Here is a 19550-nt window from a genome sequence, read left to right as displayed (position 1 = left end):
TCCTTTCGGAAATTTCCGCCCTACGGTTTTATCGTTAGCGTGCTGTCTGCGTGAAGCGCCTCTTAAAACGCCAACACCATATCCGTGGTAAAGGCCCAGCCGTTGCCGCCCAGCTGGAAGGGCACGCTGCTGTAGCCCACCGGCGAATCTTTCAGATACAGCCCCTGCACGTTAAAACGGAACTCCTTGCGCTTGAACGGATACCAGTTGAAGCCCACGCTCAGATCGTGAGGGGTGCCGTATTCCCCCTGAATTTCCGAGTAGGCTACATAGGGTTGCAGGGTTTTGGGAATGGCCATCATGGAAGCCTGTACCTGATAGCCCTTGTCATCCAGCCTGTCCTTGGGGAGTGGGCCGGTGGCATCGAAGTTATCGACCCAGCGATGGTAGAACTCAGCTTCCAGGAACCAGCCGCGGTATTTCATCCCGGCATTGATGGCCGCCATCTGATAGGTGGCCTGATTGATCTGGGTGCCATTATCAAAGGGATCAGACTGGAAGATCAGGGTGCCGTCGGACAGGCGAATCTGGGAGTTTTCTACCGTATCGGTGCCGGGCTGGGACTGGGCATCTTCCCGGCTGTAGGTGTAATGCACACCAAAGCGGGTGGCCAGCTCGTCATGGAATGCGAAGTCGCCCAATTCTTCACCCGGGCCATACTCACCGGTGGTTGGCATCCACCACAGGGCGTTGGAGAAGGTGTTCAGCCCGTCATCCAGCTGCGTACCACTCACACCCAGCTGACTCAGGTTATTACCCAGCATGGTACGGTACTGCACCCCTTCGGCGAGCTCACCCTCTGCCCAGACGCCCATGGTGTAGGAGCCACGGAAAAACTCATCAGCGATGGTCCGGTGGTCGTTCTTTAGCCAGTTGGGGAAGGTGTAGTTGGTGGAGCGGGTTGAGGGGAGGGCGCCCACACCGGCGAACACCTTGAAGGCCTTGTTGAAGTGGTAGCTCACGTTACCGGCAACCACTACCTGAGCGGGATCACCTTGGCTGGTGTTGGACGTCCAGGTATAGAACAGGTAGTTCAGTTTGGGATCGAAAATCCAGCCCTTGAAGCTCATGTTGACCTTCTGGAACTGGATGTCGTTACGCGGATCAATGTTGCTGGTGTTGCCGAAACTGTCGGTGTAGGTGCGATCGAAATCTTTTTGGTTCAGGTAGCGGGTGTAACTGAATACGCCAAAATTGACTTCCCCCATATCCGAACTGAACAGGTTAAAACCCTTGCCCGGCCGGTAGCCGAGACTGGTGCCGGGCTGCGGTTTGCTGGCTGGCGTGGGGGCGCTTTCTCCATACAGTTCAGTTTCCAGCTGCTGGATGCGTTGATCGAATTCCTGACTTTGTTGTTCAAGGTTATTGCGCATGGAGCGCAATTCTTCGAGCTGGCGTTGCACCTCCTGGTCAGAGGTATCAGCCATCAGTGGCGGAGCAAGCAAGGCAGCGCAAAGCGCTGCCGAAATGGGGGTGATAGTTCGCATTCCCGGTTCCCTTTTTATCAGCGGTTGCTGTTGTCATCTGCAGGGCAGACATTGGGGGCGTTGTAATCGAGATCCATCAGGCGGAAGTAGTTGGCGCCAAGAGCAATATTCTGGAAGGCCTCGTCATCCAGGGCGCGCAATACCCGGCTGGTGACTTCCAGTTCCTTGCCATACTGGTCATCCGGTTTGCTGGCTGCGGCCACAAAGTCGGTGCCCGGGAGGATTCGGGTGGAATACTGGTTCAGGAAAGGCACATAAATATCCCCCCACTGGTGATACTCGTTGTAGAGCACGTCCCAGGAGATATCCAGCATCAGTTTCGGGTAGGTATCGAGCAGGCCGCTGAGAATTTCCACATGGCGAGCGGGGTCCATATTGCCCAGTTCTTTGGACAGCCCCATGTGTGCCCAGACGATCTTGTTATCCGGGTAGGTTTCCAGGATGTGTTTCATCAAGGGCAGGAATTCAGTGGGGTTGGCATCGTTGCCCAGGTCGGAATGGAAAGTGACCGGGATGCCGCGCTCACGCAGGACGTCCATGAACGGCCCCCACTGATCGATGCTTTCCAGCGTGGCCGGTTCATGGTTGTTCTTCAACAACGCCTGTTTGACCACATTCAACTCGCCGCTCCAGCTGAACATGCCCGGGTATTCGCGATCGTAGAGTTCAATCAGACTGACAATATCGTCCGGATGGGCCAGGTCCATGAAGGTCATGGACAGGGTGATGTGCAGGTTTTCGTTGGGGTACGCCACGGTTTCCATGCCATTGACGAAATCGTTCTTGATACTCGGCATGGCGGTGACGCCGGGGCAATCCAGGTAGTAGTTACAGCCGGAGTCCAGCTCCAGAATCTGGCCAATACCGAAATAGTTCACAAAGCGAACCCCTTGACCTTCAAGCATGGCATGCAGCTTTTCCGCCTTGATGGGCGGCCCGCCAAAGGGGCGAGGGTGGAAGTGGGCATCTACCAGCGGCGTATAGGGTTCTTTTTGCCGGTCATAGCAGGCTTGCTGGTCGCTGGGCTGTGTCAGCGATTCCAGTGTGCGTTCGTTGTGCTGACGGGTGTTCGGGGTGTCTCCGGTCATCCCAAGCGAGGCACACCCGGAGATCAGGGTGGCAAGCGGGAGAGCGAGCAAACTGTGGCGTGCAAACCGCGTTGCGCGTGTAGTCAGATCCTTCTTCATGGCGTTCCCTTGCTGATTGTCATTCAGGTAGACAGCTTGATACTAGGGGATGGACTCAGGCCTAGCCACCATCAGTAGAGGGATTCACGAACCGCGGCACACTGTCACGATGCGCGAAGGTCTCCATTTATGACGTCATGGGGGCAATAAGTGACTGAAAGGTATACAGGTTTTAATGCCATGTTTAGGTTTGGCGTATTCAGGGCGATGGCTGATGTTTTTGGTCAGGTCGAGAGCACTTTGCTCATGGTCAGGGTGCTGGCGCCGTGAAAGACTCCGGTGTTGCTTGGAGAACTTCACCTGACCTGGGAGGCCGAATATGGGTGCCGTACTGGAAACCGAGAATCTGAAACAGAGCTGGGCCGCAGACGCGGTGGCTCGTCAGCGCCGCTATTTTGAATCCGGTGCAACCCGCAGTTATGAATTCCGCGTTCAGCAGCTCAAGAAGCTGAAGAATGCCCTGGTGAAATACCAGACCGAGATCAGCGATGCCCTCAAGCAGGACATCGGTCGTCCGGAGTTCGAGGCGTACATCGAAATGAGTACCGCCTATGAAGATCTCAAGCACACCATCAAGCACCTCAAGAGCTGGATGAAGCCACAAAAAGTGGGCACCACCCTGTGGGCGCAGCCGGGCCGTAGTCGTATCGAATCCACGCCTCAGGGCGTGACCCTGCTGATGGGGCCATACAACTATCCCTTCCTGCTGCTGGTGCAGCCGTTGATCGGTGCCATCGCCGCCGGTAACACCGCGGTGCTCAAGCCGTCTTCGCTCAATCCCACCGTGGCCGACGTGGTGGAGAAGATGATGAAGGAATGCTTCAGCGAAGATTTCGTATCGGTCTTCAAGGGCAGCACCGAGGTGACCAATGCGCTGCTGGAAGAGCGTTTTGACCACATCTTCTTCACCGGTAGCCCGCGGGTAGGCCGGATTGTCATGGCGGCTGCCGCCAAGCACCTCACCAAGGTGACCTTGGAGCTGGGTGGCAAGAGCCCGACCATCGTGCACAAGGATGCCAACCTGAAAGTGGCCGTGCGCCGTATTCTGGCCGGCAAGATGATGAACGTGGGTCAGACCTGTGTGGCACCGGATCACATCCATGTTCACAAGGACATCAAGGCGGATCTGGAAAAGGAAATCGTTGCGACCCTGAAAGAGTGGTACGGCACTAACCCGAGCCAGAGTCCGGACCTGGGCCGCATGATCAACGAGCGTCACTTTGATCGCGTCTCTGGCCTGATCGACAAGGCCAAGGTGCTGGTCGGTGGTGAGTCCAATCGTGAAGACAAGTTCATTCCGCCCACCGTGCTCAAGGATGTGAGCATGGATGACGAAGTGATGCAGGAAGAAATCTTCGGCCCGGTGCTGCCGATGGTGACCTATTCTTCCATTGAAGAGCTGATCGGTAACATCAAGAGGCTGCCGGAATACCCGCTGGCCCTGTACCTGTTCACCGAAAGCCGCGATGTGGAAAACCAGGTGCTGGCCAACACCCAGTTTGGTGGCGGCTGCATCAACAACACGGTGATGCATGTGGCCAACCCCAACCTGCCGTTCGGTGGTGTGGGTGAGAGTGGCATGGGGGCCTACCATGGCAAGAACTCGTTCGACGTGTTCTCCCACAAGCGCGGTATTCTGCGGGCCACCACCCTGTTCGATATCAAGATGCGTTATGCCCCGTACAAGGACAAGGTCAACATGATCAAGAAGATGATCAAGTAAGCCTTTTCCGGACCACAAAAAAGCCCGGCACCATTTCTGGTGCCGGGCTTTTTTTTGGTTCATCGCGGATTAGCGGGAAAACAGGTTGGTCAGACTTCTGACGTCCGACCTCCAACCCGATTCACCAATCTGCGAAGCACCTTCCTTGTGGGTCATAAGGGCATAGCTCCCACCGGGGTGGGAGCCAGGATCAGGCTTCGATTTCGATCAGTACCTCGCCTGGGGTCACGCGGTCGCCTTTTTCCACGTACACCGCTTTCACGGTGCCGGCGATATTGGCCTGGATTTCGTTTTCCATCTTCATGGCTTCGGTCACCATGACGCCCTGGCCGGCTTTCACCACGTCGCCTTCCTTCACCAGCACATCCACCACGTTGCCCGGCATGGCGGTGGTCACATGGCCCGGGTCGGTGGCGCGGCGGCGTTTGCTGCCACCGCCTTCAGCGGCGTATTCGTTGAGGGGTTCGAATACGGTTTCTTCCGGCATACCATCGAGAGACAGGTACAGCTTGCGCTTGCCGCTACCGGCTTCACCGACACCGGTGATGGCCACTTCATAGGTTTCGCCGTGCACATCAATAATAAATTCGGTGGGCGTGCCTTCGCTGCCTTTCTGTTTGCCGGGTACCGGCTCGGGCAGCAGGGCTTCCGGCTTCAGGGTGCCGTCGGCACGCTGCTGCAGGAACTCGCGGCCCAGCTCCGGGAACATGGCGAAGGTCAGCACGTCTTCCTCGTTGCCGGCCAGCTCTCCGATCTCGCTACGCAGCTTGTTCAGTTCCGGTGACAGCAGGTCCGCCGGACGACCTTCCATGGGGCTCTCGTTACCGATGGCCTTTTTCTGCACGTCAGGGTTCACCGGCGCCGGGGCCTGGCCGTAGCCACCCTGGAAATACCGTTTCACTTCATTGGTGATGGTCTTGTAGCGCTCGCCAGAGAGCACGTTGTACACCGCCTGGGTGCCGACGATCTGCGAGGACGGCGTCACCAGCGGCGGGTAACCGAGATCGGCACGCACGCGGGGGATCTCGTCGAACACTTCGCGGATGCGATCCAGCGCGTTCTGTTCTTTCAGCTGGTTGGCCAGGTTGGACATCATGCCGCCCGGTACCTGGTTGATTTGCACGGACACATCTTCGCGGGTGAATTCGCTTTCGAACTGGTGATACTTCTTGCGCACTTCGCGGAAGTAATCGGCGATTTCGGAGAGCAGGGTCAGGTCCAGACCCGTGTCATGCTCGGTGCCGGCCAGAGCCGCCACCATGGCTTCGGTGGCCGGGTGGCTGGTGCCACTGGCAAAGGCAGAGATGGCAGTGTCGATACGATCTACACCCGCTTCGATGGCTTTCATCTGACACAGCGGCGCGAGGCCCGCCGTGGAGTGGCTGTGCAGTACCAGCGGCAAGTCCACTGCTTCCTTCAACGCCTTGACCAGATCGTAGGTGGCGTAGGGGGTGAGCAGGCCGGCCATGTCCTTGATGGCGATGGAGTGCGCGCCCATGTCGCGCAGCTGCTTGGCCATGGTCACAAACAGCTCCGGGGTGTGCACCGGGCTGGTGGTGTAGCACAGGGTGCCCTGGGCATGCTTGCCGGATTTATTCACGGCCTTCATGGCGGTTTCCAGGTTGCGCACATCGTTCAGGGCGTCGAACACCCGGAACACGTCCATGCCGTTGTCGGCAGATTTCTGTACGAACGCTTCCACCACATCATCGGCGTAGTGGCGATAGCCCAGCAGGTTCTGGCCGCGCAGCAGCATCTGCAGGCGGGTGTTGGGCAGGGCTTCACGCAACTTGCGCAGACGCTCCCACGGATCTTCCTTGAGGAAGCGCACGCAGGCATCAAAGGTGGCGCCGCCCCAGGCTTCCAGTGACCAGTAGCCGACCTTGTCCAGCTTCTCGCAGATCGGCAGCATGTCTTCGGTGCGCATGCGGGTGGCGATCAGCGACTGGTGGGCGTCGCGCAGGATTACATCAGTAATTTCGACTTTCTTGGCGTTGCTGTTGCTCATGATCAATTCCTGTTATCGGCGACGGATTACCAGCCGGCGTGGGCGGCCAGGGCGGTGGCGATGGCCAGCGCCATTTCCGTGGGATGTTTCTTTTCCGAGTACTGCAGCAGTTCCGGATGCTCGGGCACGAAGCTGGTGTTGAAATTCGCGGCGCGAAAATCCGGGTGCTGGAGAATCTGTTTGTAGTAGCTGGCGGTGGTGCGAATGCCGTGCAGACGCATGTCGTCCAGGGCGCGCTCACCACGGGCGATGGCGTCATCCCACTGCAGCGCCCACACCACCAGCTTCAGGCACATGGAATCGTAGTAAGGCGGAATTTCGTAACCGGTATAGATGGCGGTATCCACTCGTACGCCCGGACCGCCCGGCGCGTAGTAATGGCTCACCCGCCCAAAGCTGGGCAGAAAGTCGTTCTTCGGGTCTTCCGCATTAATGCGGAACTGCAAGGCAAAGCCGCGGTAGCTGATGTCTTGCTGGCGATAGCTCAGCGGCAGGCCGGCGGCGATGCGCAGCTGCTCGCGGACAATGTCCACCCCGGTGATCTGCTCGGTGATGGTGTGCTCCACCTGCACCCGGGTGTTCATTTCCATGAAGTAGACTTCGTTGCCGGTGAGCAGGAATTCCACCGTGCCGGCATTTTCGTAGCCCACGGCTTCGGCGGCAGTCACCGCCAGGCCGCCAATGTAGTTGCGCTGCTCGGGGGTGAGCTGGGGGCTGGGAGCAATCTCGATCAGCTTCTGATTACGTCGCTGGATGGAGCAGTCGCGCTCGTACAGATGAATCACATTGCCGTCGCTGTCGGCGAGAATCTGCACCTCGATATGGCGCGGATTGACGATGCACTTTTCCAGGAACACTTCGGCGCTGCCGAAGGCCTTGGTGGCTTCGCTGATCACCCGCGGGTATTGGGTGCGCAGTTCGTCGGCGCTGTCGCAACGGCGGATGCCGCGGCCGCCACCGCCGGAGGTAGCTTTCAGCATCACCGGGTAGCCGATGTCGTCGGCCAAGGCGAGAGCATCGTCCAGATCCTTCAGGTTGCCTTCCGAGCCGGGCGTCACCGGCACCCCGGCGGCGCGCATGCTGTCGCGGGCCTGGGTCTTGTCACCCATCTTGTGGATGACCTCGGATTTGGGCCCGATAAAGCGCACGCCCTGCTCTTCACACAGGCGGGCAAACTCGGCGTTTTCCGACAGGAACCCGTACCCCGGGTGGATCGCATCGCAGCCCACCTGCTTGGCCAGGCTGACAATCTTCTGCGGGTCCAGATACCCGGCAATGGGGTCGTCGCCCAGGGAGTAGGCTTCGTCTGCACGTTTCACGTGCAGGCCGTAGCGGTCGGGCTCGGTGTAGATCGCCACCGAGCGAATCCCCATCTCGGCACAGGCACGAATGATCCGCACCGCGATCTCGCCCCGGTTGGCAATCAGGACTTTCTTCAGCATGTAAAGCTCCTCCATCGAGGGAGAGGAGCCTATTTTGGTCAATCCATAAGTAGAAATCAGAATATAGTTAGGTAAATATAAGGTATTGCTTATGGGTTGGCGTCGAGGCCAGGCTTTATAAGGGCTGCAGGGTGGTCTGACGTCTGACGCCTGACGACGGACGCTAAACACCAGGGTTCTGGATGTTGACCTTGTCGTCCGGCATCCGACGTCAGACGTCCGACCAAAAACTCACCGAGACACCATGCCCCATACCTTGCATCAGCTCACCAGCCGTCTCACCTTCCGCCAGCTCCAGGTGTTCCTGATGGTGCACCAGTTTCGTAGCTATAGCCGCGCCGGGGAGCAGTTGGGGCTGACCCAGCCCGCGGTCAGTAGTCAGATTCGCCAGCTGGAGTCCGCATTGGGCATGCCGGTCTTCGAGTATGTGGGGCGCAAGCTGTACTGCACTGCCGCCGGTGAGCGGTTGGCGGACACCGCCACGGCCATCTTTGAATCCCTGAAAAACCTGCAGACGGATCTGGCCGCCCAGCAAGGCCGGGTGGCCGGTGAGCTAAAGCTGGTGGCGGTGAACACCGCCCAGTATGTGGTGCCCTATCTGCTCAAGGGGTTTGTGGCGGCTCACCCGGATGTGACGGTGAACTTGCGCGTGGTGAACCGGGCCGAAGCGCTGCGGCGGCTGGACGACAACGAGGATCACCTGATGATTCTCGGTATCGTGCCCGAGGACAAACCGCTGAATGTGCTGCCGTTTCTGGACAACGAATTCATCGCGGTGGCAGCCCCGGATCACCCGCTTGCCGACGCGAAAACGATCAGTGCACGGCGCTTTCTGGGGGAGAAGCTGTTACTGCGCGAGTCTGGCTCCGGCAGCCGTCTGACTCTGGAGTTGTTCTGTCAGCAGCACAGAGTGGCCGTGCGTTCTTATATGGAGTTGGGGGCGAACGATGCCATCAAGCATGCGGTCATGGCGGGGCTGGGGGTGGCGGTGTTGCCGCGGCTGAGTCTGCGTAGCGAGTTGCAGTTGGGGCAATTGGTGGAGCTGCCGGTGGAAGGTTTTCCGTTGCGGCGTTCCTGGTGTGTGGTGTACCCCAAGAGCAAGTATCCGACCCCAGCCATGTCGGCGTTCGTGGATTATGTGCAACAGAATCTCAAAGACATTGCCGGCCGTTTTCAGGCGCTGCAGGGCTAGGGCGGCGCCTGGAGGGCTTTCCAGCGTTTGTCGCGAGCTTTGCGCAGGGTGCGCTCCTGTTCCAGGAGCGTTTTCCAGGCAGCCGGCAAATCTGCATCGGCTTGCGCGGGCAATTGTGTGTACAGATCGCGCAGCGCCTGTTTGATGGCGTTGATTTCAGCGGTGTCGGGCCCGGTTACGGTGGTGTTGTTGTCCGGGTGGTACATGCTGTCGTGAAGCAGCACATTGAGACGCGCCTCGGTGAGGGAATAGTCACCATTGGGCCCGCCCCAGCAGGTATCGGCATCGTCATCATCCTGGCCGTCGTCTTCCCAGAAACACAGGCCGCAAATCTCATAACGGCCACGCTCGCTGAGCGTGGGGTAGCCACAACAGGGGCAGGCCGTGCGATTGACACGATGGCGCTTGTTCAGGGTGATGTGCTGATAGCGCGTGGCGAAGAGTACCCGCCGCTGGTTCAGGGCTGCCTGCTGCTCCTCGGTCCACTGGCGTCGGGGCATGGGTTACTCGATGTTCTGGATCTTCTTGTTGGTTAAAAAATAAAAGTATTTTAAAAACAGTAGTTTATTGTGGTTTTTGCATAGTGGTTTTTGCTTTGCCCACCATGCTGCCCACCACTTTTAAGTCCTTGATTTAGCTTAATGAGCAAATACGCGGGGCCTTTTGGAGGAGGGGTGGGCTGCTGAGAATTCAGGGTCCACGTGCTCGGTTTTTCAGGTCGTGACGATAGGGTTTCTGGTGAATCTATTCACTGGAGAGCAAGATGACAATTCGTTGGCGTTACCTGGATGGATGGCTGGTAGCTAATCATGAAGAAGGGTCGGGGTTGAGGATCTGGGAAGCGGATTCTTCATTGGGCCCGGCGCTGGTCTTATTGCTGAATAAGGCTCCAGGACTCTCACGTCTGTTAGTGCAGGGATTTGGTCAAAATTGCTGACGGCAGTACGATTCCTGGTCTTTGCTGCACCCGCGAGGCTATTATTGGGCATTATGGTGTCTATTTTGTCCATTAAATGCGATAATTGGACAAAATAGTATCCATTAGGTGTGATATGGTCGCTCTACTTGACGATGCCGATGTCCAGCAGGCATTTGCCACCCATCTGCGACGTTTGCGCAAGCAGGCCAAGCTGTCTCGCGATGCGCTAGCTGCGCGTAGTGGTGTGCCAGCATCCACCATCAAGAAATTCGAGCTCACCGGCCAAATCTCGTTCCGGCAGCTGCTATTCCTCTGGCAGAGTCTGGATGATCTACGTCGCCTGTATGCGCTGACTCGCCATTCCCTCAGCGAAGCTGAGTTGCCATCCAGTATCGATGAGGTGTTGAGCAATGACCTTTAAGCCGGTCCGCAAGCTGACGGTAACCCGCACCCTGGCAACGGGGCAGGCGGTGACGGTAGGCGTGCTGGCGCAGAACCGGCAGGGCGTCTTTTTTCAGTACGATGCCGATTATCTCGGGCGCTTCGGGAACTTGTCGCCCTTTGGCCTGAAGGCAACCACTGAGCTGCAGCTTGCTCCCAAAAGGCCGCATTCTGGCCTGCATGGCCTGTTCGGGGATAGTCTGCCTGATGGTTGGGGTTCCCTGCTGCAAGACCGAGTGTTCCGACAGCATGGCATTCTCCCTGCCCAGATCACCGCCATGGATCGCCTGGCGTTTGTAGGGGCTTCCGGGATGGGTGCCCTGTCATTCTCGCCGACCTCGGAATACCAGCTTGCCTCAACCGGCGACATCGACCTGGCGAAGCTGGGTCTGGAGGCGCAGGCGTTTTTTGACGGTCAGACGGAAGAGGTGCTGGCGGATCTGGTGGCAGCAGGTAGCTCCGGTGGTGCCAGACCCAAGGCGCAGTTCTACATCTCCCCGGATGAGCCAGATCGCTGCCGCACGGTGGCGAGGCCAGGCGATGAGGCCTGGCTGGTCAAGTTTACCTCCAGGAATCTGCCCCTCGGCCATGAAGAAGGGCTCTGTGAAGCGGTCTATCTGCACCTGGCCGGAAAGCTGGGGCTGGAGCCGCCTGAGTGGCGGCTGTTCGAAGCGCCAGAGCAAAGCGGCGCCCGTGCCTGGCTCGGGGTAAAGCGGTTCGATTGGATAAGCCATCCCCAAAAAGCGGGTCGACTCCACATGCACAGCGCCTGCGGCCTGCTGGATGCGGATTTCCGTACCCCCAGCCTGGATTACGAAGATCTGATCAAGGCCAGCCGCCATCTTTGCCGGTCGCCAGCGGTCGGCAAGCTGCAGTTCCGCAGAGCCATGTTCAACCTGTTTGCCTGCAACCAGGACGACCACAGCAAGAACTGGGCTTTCCTGCAGGATGATGCCGGCGACTGGGTGCCTGCCCCTTTCTACGATGTGACCTTTAGCCCTCACCCATACCAGGAGCATGCCACTGCCTATGCCGGTTTCGGCAAGAATCCGCCGCTGAAAGCCATCCAAGCGCTGGCGGCGCGGGCGGGCTACGCCAAATGGGAGCAGGCCCAGCGCGATATTGAGGAGATCGTGACTTTTCTCGCTGATTTCGCTGTCGTTGCCAGAGATTTCGGAGTGGATAGTGGTGTTGCTGAGCTGATTGACCGGCAGCTTGCTGGTTTGAGGGATGGGTATGGAGGTTAAGCCTGCCCTCTACTCAAGAGGGGCTGAGACCAGGTGCTGTGGCTGTTCCTTCTCAGGTTTTCTGTGGTCTGGGTCCTTGATTGGTGCTGCTGTGGTTCTCGGCTTGAGCAAGTGAGGCCGTCGCTTTTAACTGCTTGCGGAAGTAGTCGAGCAGAGACTGGTGTCTGTGCAGGGCTTCTTGTTTCTCATCTGGTGTTAGCTCAAGGCTTTCCTCTGCTTGTATGTTAAGGGCGACCTCAAGCTCGACCAGTCTAAACAATATATTGCTCATCTCTTTCTGGGTTTCCGAGAGCTCCGCCTGGAGCTCTTCATTATGAAATATCAGCTTCGAGCGTTCCTTCTGCAGGTGGTCGAGTTTGCCTGCGGCGGACTCTTCGTGACGCTGAATATGCTCCTGAATCGCGTTCTGGATTGCTGCATTCCTGTCTTTGAAATAGCCGACTTCCTCCTTGATTAATCTCTCAACAGTTTCGGAAACACTTGTTCTCTTGGAGAGGTTGGCAAGCTGTCTTTTCACGCGTGGACTGAGCCTGACTTGGACCACCTGGTTTCCGTGCTTTTTGTCTGATTTGTATCTTCTCCATGCGGCCTTGAGGTTCATGAGCTCCTTCTGGCTGCTGCTATTGATGATCAAATAATGAGCGGCATCGAGGAGCGCTGGGCGAAGGTTATATGGGTTTAAAACCTGGATGGGCGCGCCTTTTCGTCTCAAGTGCTGCTCCAGCCAAGTCAGCATTTCTTGATCATTCGTGAGCCAATCCTCTAGAGGTATTTCTGACCTTGCCATGCTGAAAACCCCGAAAAATTAAATAGTACGAGTAAGACGTATTATAGACGTATATTCGTACTGCTAAAAACATGCCATCTGGTATAATTACGACAAATAGAAAGAGATGACATATTTCGGGGGGGTTGCGTGCTTGGGTTGCTAGGAACATCAGCGGAATTTGATCGGCGGAATGGTCTCGCGTCTATTGCAGGGCCAACCCGTTACTTCTTGTATCGGCTGCTTTGCGACGATGAGGGGCGTGGCGTTGCGTTTACAGTCCAGGACTATGTCGAGCGCTTTAAGCTAAACGACAGGGTGGTGAGTAAAGCAATCCGGGAGTTGTCTGAGAGCGGGGTGTTACAGAAACGATTTGTCGATGGGGGGCTGGGAAAAAGAAGGAGGTGCTTGGAGTTGGAGCCTCAGCTTGAGGAAGCGCTTGCTGGTCTGGAAAGTGAGCAGCCGGTCGTTGAGCTCCGCAGTCTTGCTGAACATGTGTTAACTGCGACAGGAGATGATACAGGCAAACCAGGCCAGAAATGGTTGACTCCCTACAATCGTTTGGTGCTGGCGGCGCTGCTGGTTGGGTCCAATTCAGCGGGCGCAGTATATGGGGTTGGGGGGAGTGATCTGAAGCGCTTGGCGGGCCTGACCGATGACGGATTGAGATCCCAGTTGAGTACGCTGATGCAGCGTGGATACCTTCGAAGCAGGGTTGCAGGAGTAACCGGGAGGTATTTGTTGGGAATGTCGAAAGGCGCATATTTCATTAACCTCGCTCACCCTGACTTTATGGGTATAGGTGGCGCTGCCTGCTTTCTAATCAGGGAGGCCAAACTAAGTAGTAAAGAGAATCGGTACCGTACGGCTTTTGGTATGTACAACGCAGCCAAAGTGATTGGTAGTTTGCAGCAGAAGGAGGCGAGGGAGGCTAATAAATCGGCTAGGTGGAGAGCAGGTGATACGGGAATACTACCTAGCACCCAGACGGCCATGGAATTTGAGAGGGCTTTTACTGCAAGGGGAGAGTTGAGGGCTCCTTGCAACTTGCATGAGAACTTTCGAGATACTCCCAGTGAGAGATTTTCCCGATACCTGCAGATGCTCATCAACCGATATGCCAGCCTGATTGTTAATAGTTGCCTACATCATGGAGGCTGGGATGGTAATGATGAAAATGGAGAGCTTCGGACCGAAATAAGGCAGCATTTGGGTACCAAGGCGGCTCAGGCACCTTTGGCTGTGGTGGATGCGATTGTCTGTGCTTCAATCCACGAGGCAGTCAGGGTATGGGAAGTTTTGGTTTCGGATGCGGAGATCTGGAGGGTGGTCATGTCAGGGGCACGTTGCCTTATACTGCCACTATTTGAAGTGCGGGACGCTCACGTGGTTACTCCTATTGTCTTATCTGGTGAAGGGATTCCTGACGAGATGAGGGGGGAGTGCTGGAAAGTGAGCATGCTGCCTGATCTGGGAAGGCGGCTATATAGGCAATCGTACAGGAGGCATGCGGGGAAAGAGCAAGAGTTAGGTGCTCAGGCCGAATTATGGGGGTTGCGAGGTGTCGGGAAGAGATATCCTCTGAATAAATCACATGGATCCGGCCTGGCTGAAGATGCGAGTTTCAGCAATTTGGTCACCGGAGCCCCTCCCACTGAAGGCGATTGATTTGGTTTAACCTTTGAGTGGGCTGCAGTCTACAGCTCAGAGATGCTGCGGCTCGTTCAGCTTTGTGGAAACGGTAATAGTAATGATAAGGCAGGTTGGCCTCTTGGGTATTTACTGTATATCGTAACTCATTGATAAGTATGACCAAAGCACATAACTTCATTAATAATTACTCGATAGCTACCTCTTATGGAGAATTCCCTCCTCATTTCTTAAGAGGTAATCATGAGAAAGCGTCATCCCGAGAACACCAACCTTACCCTTCACCACTCTGGCCCCTGGAATGGATATGACGTCCAGCTACAGCGGGGACCGCTGTTCATTCCGTATCTGGAAAGAATTCATCAGGCCATGGAGCGAGAGGCAGACCGCCAAGCCAGGACAATGGCCGTAAGGGTGGATCTGAAATTGCCAAGGCACGGCTACATGCGTGATGGCGATCTGTTTGGTTTCTTTATCCAGTCCCTGCAAGCACAGATTGATGCTGATATGGATCGGCGTAGACGAGAGGGGCGCCGAGGGCCTGCTTGCAAGGTTGGCTATGTCTGTGTGAAGGAGACGGCAGATGCCTTCCATCACCATTACCACCTGTGTCTCTTTCTGAATGGAGAGTGCTACCGGGGATTGGGGCGGATGCCAGAGGGGTGCAGGGCCGGAGCTCAGGATTTCGACCCTGACTTGCCGGTAGATCCTGCTGCCGGGGAAGCCGACAGTTTGGCCAAGAAAATCGTACTTGCCTGGTCCAGGGCGCTGGGCTTGAGCATGGAGCAGGCTGTGGGGCTGGTGCACTTCTGTGAAGGCGGAGTGTACTGGGTCAGGCGTGGGTCTATGGAGTGCGATAGCCAGATAGCGGGGCTATTCAATCGTCTTAGCTACTTTGCCAAGCAGGAGACAAAGCAATTCGGAGACGGAAGCCGGAATCTGCGTTGTAGCCGGTAGGAGATGAGAGGCTGGGTGGTCGTCCGCCCAGTCTTATTTTACCAACATGCCGCATCTCATGAGATGAAGGAGATTGCTCATGAGAATCATGCGTTTGAAAGAAGTGATGGATACCACCGGCTTGGGACGGTCCTACATTTACAAGCTGATTGCGGACGGGGTCTTTCCAAAGCCGGTTCCGTTGGGTGCCCGTGCAACGGGATGGGTCTCGGACGAGGTGGAGTCCTGGATTCTGGAGAGAATTGGAGAGAGGGATCAGGCAGGGTGATGTCTTTGGTAATGCGGTTGCATTACCATTTGCGTGTCATCCCCCATAGTGCAGGAGGCGGCCATGGCCACGCTTGAAGTCGAATCCACGCTGACAGATCGGTATCAGACCACCGTGCCGGAAACGGTTCGCCGTGCTCTCAAGCTCAACAAGCGAGACAAAATTCAGTATGTCATCCGCCAGAATGGCGAAGTGGTCTTGACGCGGGCTACCAGCGAAGGCGATGACCCGGCTCTGGGGTCGTTCCTGGATTTCCTGGCGATTGATATCGCCGAGCATCCGGAGCACATCCTTACGGTTGAGGATGCGTTAATGCAGCGTATTCAGTCGCTGACGAAGGGTGTCGAGGTTGATCTGGATGCGCCTTTACAGGAAGACGATGAATGAGTGGGAGGCAATCGACCACTCTAACTATCAGTGGGTGGGCGGTTTACGCTCACCCATTATTTATGGAACAGCTTGAAACCCTGGCAAGACAAGTCGAAAGTCACAAAGAAAAAAATGCCGAGGGGTTCGCCAAGAAAAATGCTACCAAGCGATTGGCTGCGATTGCCAAGTTAGCATTCGAGGTTATCCCGCAGGACCCTGCAAGGCCGGAGTACCGTCAGGGTGGTACGCTTGGCGCTGATCACAAGCACTGGTTCCGCGCGAAGTTTTTTCAGCAATACCGGTTATTCTTTCGTTATCACGCCTCAAGCAAGGTGATTGTCTATTCTTGGGTAAATGATGAGGGCACCAAGCGGGCGTATGAGAGCTCCGATGATGCCTGCCGGGTTTTCCGCAAGATGTTGAAAAGTGGCCACCCTCCCGATGATTGGGATCAGCTTTTGATCGAAGTAAGACGGGATGAGCAGAGTCAGGAAGCCATGCGTTCCCTAGCCGAGCAAGCCCAAAATCAGGACATGGGTTACTGATCTTCTTTGCCGTTGTTTCGAGTTCGCAAATTCTCTTGATGTTGTAGGGTTTTGCCATCCCGAATATGTATAAGAAGAGTTTGTGCACCAACCTGAAGTGGGCTGATCGACTAACTGATTCTGTGGAGAATCAGTCCTTTTTGTAAATGACGGTGACTTTGCCGGCAGGTTTGTTCTTACCTATCTCATAATCAGGGTTGAAAGTGGCGAGGTTATGAGCGGCGATGCCAATCACTGAGGCAAAGCCAGTAACCTGGGTAAAGCCGGTCGGGATAGCGAAGCTGGCTAAGGAGGCCGCTCTGTATTCCGTGTACACGCGGCAACGTAGTCCTTTCTTTTCAATAGCGCCCTCGACTTTGTTTACCACGGAGCTGATGTTCTTGACCGCGACAATTTGAAAGGAAGCTTTCTTGGCAATGAGTTCAGAGAGCTTTTCAGTAGTGATGTCTTCGGAGGTATATTTTTCGATGTCAATATCTTTGCTCATTGAGTTTTCCTTGTTTGAGGAGTTGATAAAACGGGCAGATTTGCTGCCCGTTCAAGTCAGCGAATGGTTCTTGTTGAAGTATGATCAAAGCTCCGCTATCTGCTGTAGCGCATCTTCATAAGCAAATAGCGTGTCGAAGTTTTCGTTGTAGATAAGGTAGAGGGCGGACTGTATATTTTCGTGGGGTGTTTCCTCGATGACGCCCTTGAATATGTTGGTGTGATGCATGCTGCCGGAAAGGACCATGAAACTGCCGTCCTCCATTACTACCCAGTCAATGGTTTCAAAGGCCCTGGCTCCTTTGTATTTATCAAGAGTCTCCTGAGCCAGAGAGAGGGAGTCCTGGTTTTCTTTTTCAATCATCGAGATCTGGTTTTTTATGCTCCGGATCTCTCTTTCGTGATTCTCAATATCGGCTATTGATTGCTGTTTGACACGAGGCCAAACCGTGTAGCCGGAGCCGTTTTCTGTTTTCGTTTCAGTCCAAGAATTCCCGCTATCGATATGATCTTGGGCTTTCTTTAATAGCTGTTTTTCTCTCGCTATTTCTGATTCGAGTTCGTTTAACCTTTCCTGCAATGTGATCAGCCTGCTGTCGTTTTTTGCAGCATCGATCATTTCATTTGCTGTATCCCTGTAATTCTTTTCTATGTCCTTGAAATCACAGGTGTAACGAACGACATCTCGGCCCCGTTCGTCCTCAATGACAGACCAGTCTGTGCTCTCACAAAGCTTACGGTTATCCAGCGCCTGGCCAACCGTATATTCAGGGAGTAATTCAAGGCGCCCTTCCCGAATGACGTCTATTTCAGAAGAACATCCGGATAGGGCTGCCAGGGAAATGCATGCTAGGGCTACTTTGAGGTTTTTCATGATGGTTCCCTTTTAAAATCGTTCCATGAGGTGATTGGCTTAAGCACCAACCACAATTAAGAGGAAGCAGACGATCCAGACGATGAAGTACGCCAGGTTCTGCTTCAGGGCTTGGGATCGTTGGTAGAGATAGACGGGCACCAGCCACACCCATCCACCAAATGTGCTGGTGTCAGTGCCGGCTTGCTTGAGTCTCTTTTCATCCAGGAAAGACAGGGCGATATTCAGAATCAGGGTGATGTAAATGAAATGGCCGCTGGCAACGGCTTGCTCGGCACGGTACTCGCTGCTGTGAACCATGTAGGCCACAAAATATTCCAGGGTGAGACCAATCAGTGGGGCGAACGCCAGAATCCATACAACGGTGTTGTTGACTTTGGCGCCGGTTAGCGGCGGTGGGGCCGTGTCATCAAGGTGCTCTCGTAGCTGGGTTTCTTCGATGCTGGTCCAGTCCGCGAATCCCTTCTTCCAGACGGATGATCCGTGGCGCAGTGTGCCGTTCCTGATCAGGGTGATGAGATCGGTTTCAGAGATGCCTCCCTTCCTTTCTCCGTTGAGTTCGTAGAACCAGATCTCGTTCCCCGTGGTGCTATTTTCCATTGTTCATTCCTTGTAGTGGCTGTCCTTCCATGGTTTTTAGCCAAGCACAGGTCGAGTGCTGTGCCTGGGAAGAGCGGTCTCGCTCAGGCGCTGTGTTCGCTGGTTTGGAAGGTGTGTCTCAGTTTGAGTGTTATGTAATTCAAGACTCGCAAAGTATTGCAATGCTATACCTTAAGGGTCAAGTATTCCGGTACGACAGAGGTATGGCACTGCCGTAGCGTTGCTCTATCAGATTGATGGAGTGGGCGTGATGAGCTTTCCCGAGCGCCTGAAGGCGGCAAGGTTGGCGTTGGGTCTGACCCAGGAGCAGTTGGGCGACGAGCTTCATGTGACCAAATCCACGATATCCGCCTGGGAAAATGGCCGTGATTCGCCCGGATTTCGTTTACTGCCGAAGTTGAAGGCGGTCCTCGGTGTATCGCTGGATCATCTGATCTGCGGCGATCAGGTTGAGGGTGCCTCAGAGCTGAAGTCCAAGTATGACGCCCAGGTACGCAATGACGCCGAAGCCCAACTACTCAAGGGCTACCGGCGTCTGACTGCCAAACGTCGCAAAGGCCTGCTGGCCATGATTGATTAACCTGCCTGTTTCCCGGCCAGCTTCTGGCTGAGTCCCTGTACGGGCTGTGGTTGAGCATTGCCGGGTGGGGCAGTGCCTTCCGGCACGAACTCCTCCACAACCTGTAACCCTTCCTCCTCCGAGTATTCGAACTGAGCGTTGAGCAGGCCGGCATGGGCTACCTTGTCCAATTCTGCCTGGTGAATGCCCTGGCTTTCCCTGACCTTGGCCGCTTCCCTGGCGTGGCTGACGGCCTCCACCATGGATTGCTCTGCGCGCAGTGTCAGATCCACGTAGTAGATCGGTGCCCGGTGACTCTGGGTGGTGCTCTTCCCGCGTAGCTTCAATTCCAGAGGCAGGGTGGCTAGGTTGCCACCACTGATGGCGTGGAAGTAGCGTAGCCGGGCCGCCAAGGTGCGGATGCTGTTGTAGCCAGTGGTCCGGAACACGAAGCAGCCCAGTTCATCCTCTTCCCCGATCCGTACATACAGCCGTCCGTAGGGCTTGCACAGATCGTGGGCGCCGAATTCGCATAGGTCGGGTGACGGGCAGGGCAGTTGTTCCAGGCCCTGGTCGGTGCGGCGTCGACAGCTCTCACCGTCGCCACTGCACAGGGGCCGGCCACTCTTGCGCTCGAAGAAGGTGTACTCCGCCCGCAGATTCAGGTCCGGATCATTGAAGGGCAGGGTGACGGGAATGCTGCGTAGTTTCTTGCCCTGACCCTCCTGGCGCAGAGCCTCATCCAGTGGGTGCGGTAGCCAGCCCTCCCGGGTCTGGATCTGGGTAGTAATGGTGAATTGGTCGTCTTTCTCCGGCAGACGCTTGCCGTT

20 protein-coding genes are annotated in these 19550 nt (G+C 55.9%); 10 read left to right on the top strand and 10 right to left on the bottom strand.

The features are described from left to right. Positions 1–62 precede the first annotated feature (62 nt). Both A15D_RS13150 and A15D_RS13145 read right to left on the bottom strand, forming a co-directional pair. Positions 63–1487 carry a hypothetical protein gene (locus A15D_RS13150; RefSeq protein WP_102792317.1) on the bottom strand — a complete coding sequence of 475 codons (1425 nt, stop codon included), beginning with the start codon at positions 1485–1487 and terminating at the stop codon, positions 63–65. A gap of 17 nt (positions 1488–1504) precedes the next feature. Then, entirely contained in the window at positions 1505–2674 is a 1170-nt protein-coding gene (locus A15D_RS13145) for an amidohydrolase family protein (RefSeq protein WP_102792316.1), read from the bottom strand. A 319-nt stretch (positions 2675–2993) separates the two neighbouring features. Here A15D_RS13145 and A15D_RS13140 point away from each other — a divergent pair, with 319 nt between their 5' ends. Beyond that, positions 2994–4397 (top strand): aldehyde dehydrogenase, encoded by a 1404-nt coding sequence (locus tag A15D_RS13140; protein ID WP_102792315.1) that lies wholly within the window; start codon positions 2994–2996, stop codon positions 4395–4397. A 190-nt stretch (positions 4398–4587) separates the two neighbouring features. On the opposite strand, the gene oadA is transcribed toward A15D_RS13140, so the two are convergent. Continuing rightward, entirely contained in the window at positions 4588–6405 is a 1818-nt protein-coding gene (oadA, locus tag A15D_RS13135; RefSeq protein ID WP_102792314.1) for a sodium-extruding oxaloacetate decarboxylase subunit alpha, read from the bottom strand. Positions 6406–6431: 26 nt separating this feature from the next. Further along, entirely contained in the window at positions 6432–7847 is a 1416-nt protein-coding gene (locus A15D_RS13130; RefSeq protein ID WP_102792313.1) for an acetyl-CoA carboxylase biotin carboxylase subunit, read from the bottom strand. Between the two features lie 244 nt (positions 7848–8091). Here A15D_RS13130 and A15D_RS13125 point away from each other — a divergent pair, with 244 nt between their 5' ends. Then, on the top strand, positions 8092–9039 hold the full coding sequence (locus A15D_RS13125) for a LysR family transcriptional regulator (protein ID WP_102792312.1): 948 nt from the start codon (positions 8092–8094) through the stop codon (positions 9037–9039). Here A15D_RS13125 and A15D_RS13120 read toward each other — a convergent pair. Then, positions 9036–9539 (bottom strand): CPCC family cysteine-rich protein, encoded by a 504-nt coding sequence (locus tag A15D_RS13120; protein WP_102792311.1) that lies wholly within the window; start codon positions 9537–9539, stop codon positions 9036–9038. The two genes, A15D_RS13125 and A15D_RS13120, sit on opposite strands and share 4 nt — an antisense overlap. A 552-nt stretch (positions 9540–10091) precedes the next feature. On the opposite strand from A15D_RS13120, the gene A15D_RS13115 reads away from it, so the two are divergent. Together A15D_RS13115 and A15D_RS13110 are read left to right on the top strand one after the other, a co-directional pair. Continuing rightward, entirely contained in the window at positions 10092–10379 is a 288-nt protein-coding gene (locus A15D_RS13115; protein ID WP_035249877.1) for a helix-turn-helix domain-containing protein, read from the top strand. Beyond that, the gene (locus A15D_RS13110; RefSeq protein WP_035249880.1) at positions 10369–11646 is read left to right on the top strand and encodes a type II toxin-antitoxin system HipA family toxin; all 1278 of its coding nucleotides are present in this window, start codon (positions 10369–10371) and stop codon (positions 11644–11646) included. The genes A15D_RS13115 and A15D_RS13110 overlap by 11 nt, the downstream gene beginning before the upstream one ends. A 52-nt stretch (positions 11647–11698) precedes the next feature. Here the strand turns inward: A15D_RS13110 and A15D_RS13105 are convergent, their stop codons facing one another. Then, complete coding sequence (locus A15D_RS13105; RefSeq protein ID WP_146026884.1) at positions 11699–12433, bottom strand: hypothetical protein; 735 nt, start codon at positions 12431–12433, stop codon at positions 11699–11701. A 300-nt stretch (positions 12434–12733) separates the two neighbouring features. Between A15D_RS13105 and A15D_RS13100 the strand changes: the two genes are divergently transcribed. The 5 genes from A15D_RS13100 to A15D_RS13080 all read left to right on the top strand — a co-directional run bounded on the left by A15D_RS13100 (position 12734) and on the right by A15D_RS13080 (position 16201). Continuing rightward, on the top strand, positions 12734–14080 hold the full coding sequence (locus A15D_RS13100) for a hypothetical protein (protein WP_146026883.1): 1347 nt from the start codon (positions 12734–12736) through the stop codon (positions 14078–14080). A 225-nt stretch (positions 14081–14305) separates the two neighbouring features. Beyond that, entirely contained in the window at positions 14306–15019 is a 714-nt protein-coding gene (locus tag A15D_RS13095) for an inovirus Gp2 family protein (RefSeq protein ID WP_035249889.1), read from the top strand. Between the two features lie 79 nt (positions 15020–15098). Beyond that, positions 15099–15287: an AlpA family transcriptional regulator gene (locus A15D_RS13090; protein ID WP_035249891.1), complete on the top strand. Its 189-nt coding sequence runs from the start codon at positions 15099–15101 to the stop codon at positions 15285–15287. Positions 15288–15350: 63 nt separating this feature from the next. Next, positions 15351–15674, top strand: a complete 324-nt coding sequence (locus tag A15D_RS13085) for a type II toxin-antitoxin system PrlF family antitoxin (RefSeq protein WP_035249893.1) — start codon at positions 15351–15353, stop codon at positions 15672–15674. Continuing rightward, complete coding sequence (locus A15D_RS13080) at positions 15671–16201, top strand: type II toxin-antitoxin system YhaV family toxin (protein WP_255407679.1); 531 nt, start codon at positions 15671–15673, stop codon at positions 16199–16201. Before A15D_RS13085 ends, A15D_RS13080 begins: the two co-directional genes overlap by 4 nt. A 130-nt stretch (positions 16202–16331) precedes the next feature. Here the strand turns inward: A15D_RS13080 and A15D_RS13075 are convergent, their stop codons facing one another. The 3 genes from A15D_RS13075 to A15D_RS13065 all read right to left on the bottom strand — a co-directional run bounded on the left by A15D_RS13075 (position 16332) and on the right by A15D_RS13065 (position 18161). Continuing rightward, the gene (locus A15D_RS13075) at positions 16332–16688 is read right to left on the bottom strand and encodes a hypothetical protein (RefSeq protein WP_035249895.1); all 357 of its coding nucleotides are present in this window, start codon (positions 16686–16688) and stop codon (positions 16332–16334) included. Positions 16689–16772: 84 nt separating this feature from the next. Next, positions 16773–17561 (bottom strand): hypothetical protein, encoded by a 789-nt coding sequence (locus A15D_RS13070; protein WP_062814937.1) that lies wholly within the window; start codon positions 17559–17561, stop codon positions 16773–16775. A gap of 39 nt (positions 17562–17600) precedes the next feature. After that, positions 17601–18161 (bottom strand): DUF4339 domain-containing protein, encoded by a 561-nt coding sequence (locus A15D_RS13065; protein ID WP_062814936.1) that lies wholly within the window; start codon positions 18159–18161, stop codon positions 17601–17603. 250 nt (positions 18162–18411) lie between these two features. Here A15D_RS13065 and A15D_RS13060 point away from each other — a divergent pair, with 250 nt between their 5' ends. Next, positions 18412–18741 (top strand): helix-turn-helix domain-containing protein, encoded by a 330-nt coding sequence (locus A15D_RS13060; RefSeq protein WP_062814935.1) that lies wholly within the window; start codon positions 18412–18414, stop codon positions 18739–18741. On the opposite strand, the gene A15D_RS13055 is transcribed toward A15D_RS13060, so the two are convergent. Next, on the bottom strand, positions 18738–19550 hold an 813-nt coding region (locus A15D_RS13055; protein ID WP_102792310.1), incomplete at its 5' end, for a hydrolase or metal-binding protein. The genes A15D_RS13060 and A15D_RS13055 overlap by 4 nt on opposite strands.

This window comes from Alcanivorax sp. MD8A (assembly GCF_002888555.1).
Lineage (GTDB): Bacteria > Pseudomonadota > Gammaproteobacteria > Pseudomonadales > Alcanivoracaceae > Alcanivorax.
Note: the sequence above shows the minus strand (reverse complement) of the source record. Positions and strands in the feature narration are given on the sequence as shown.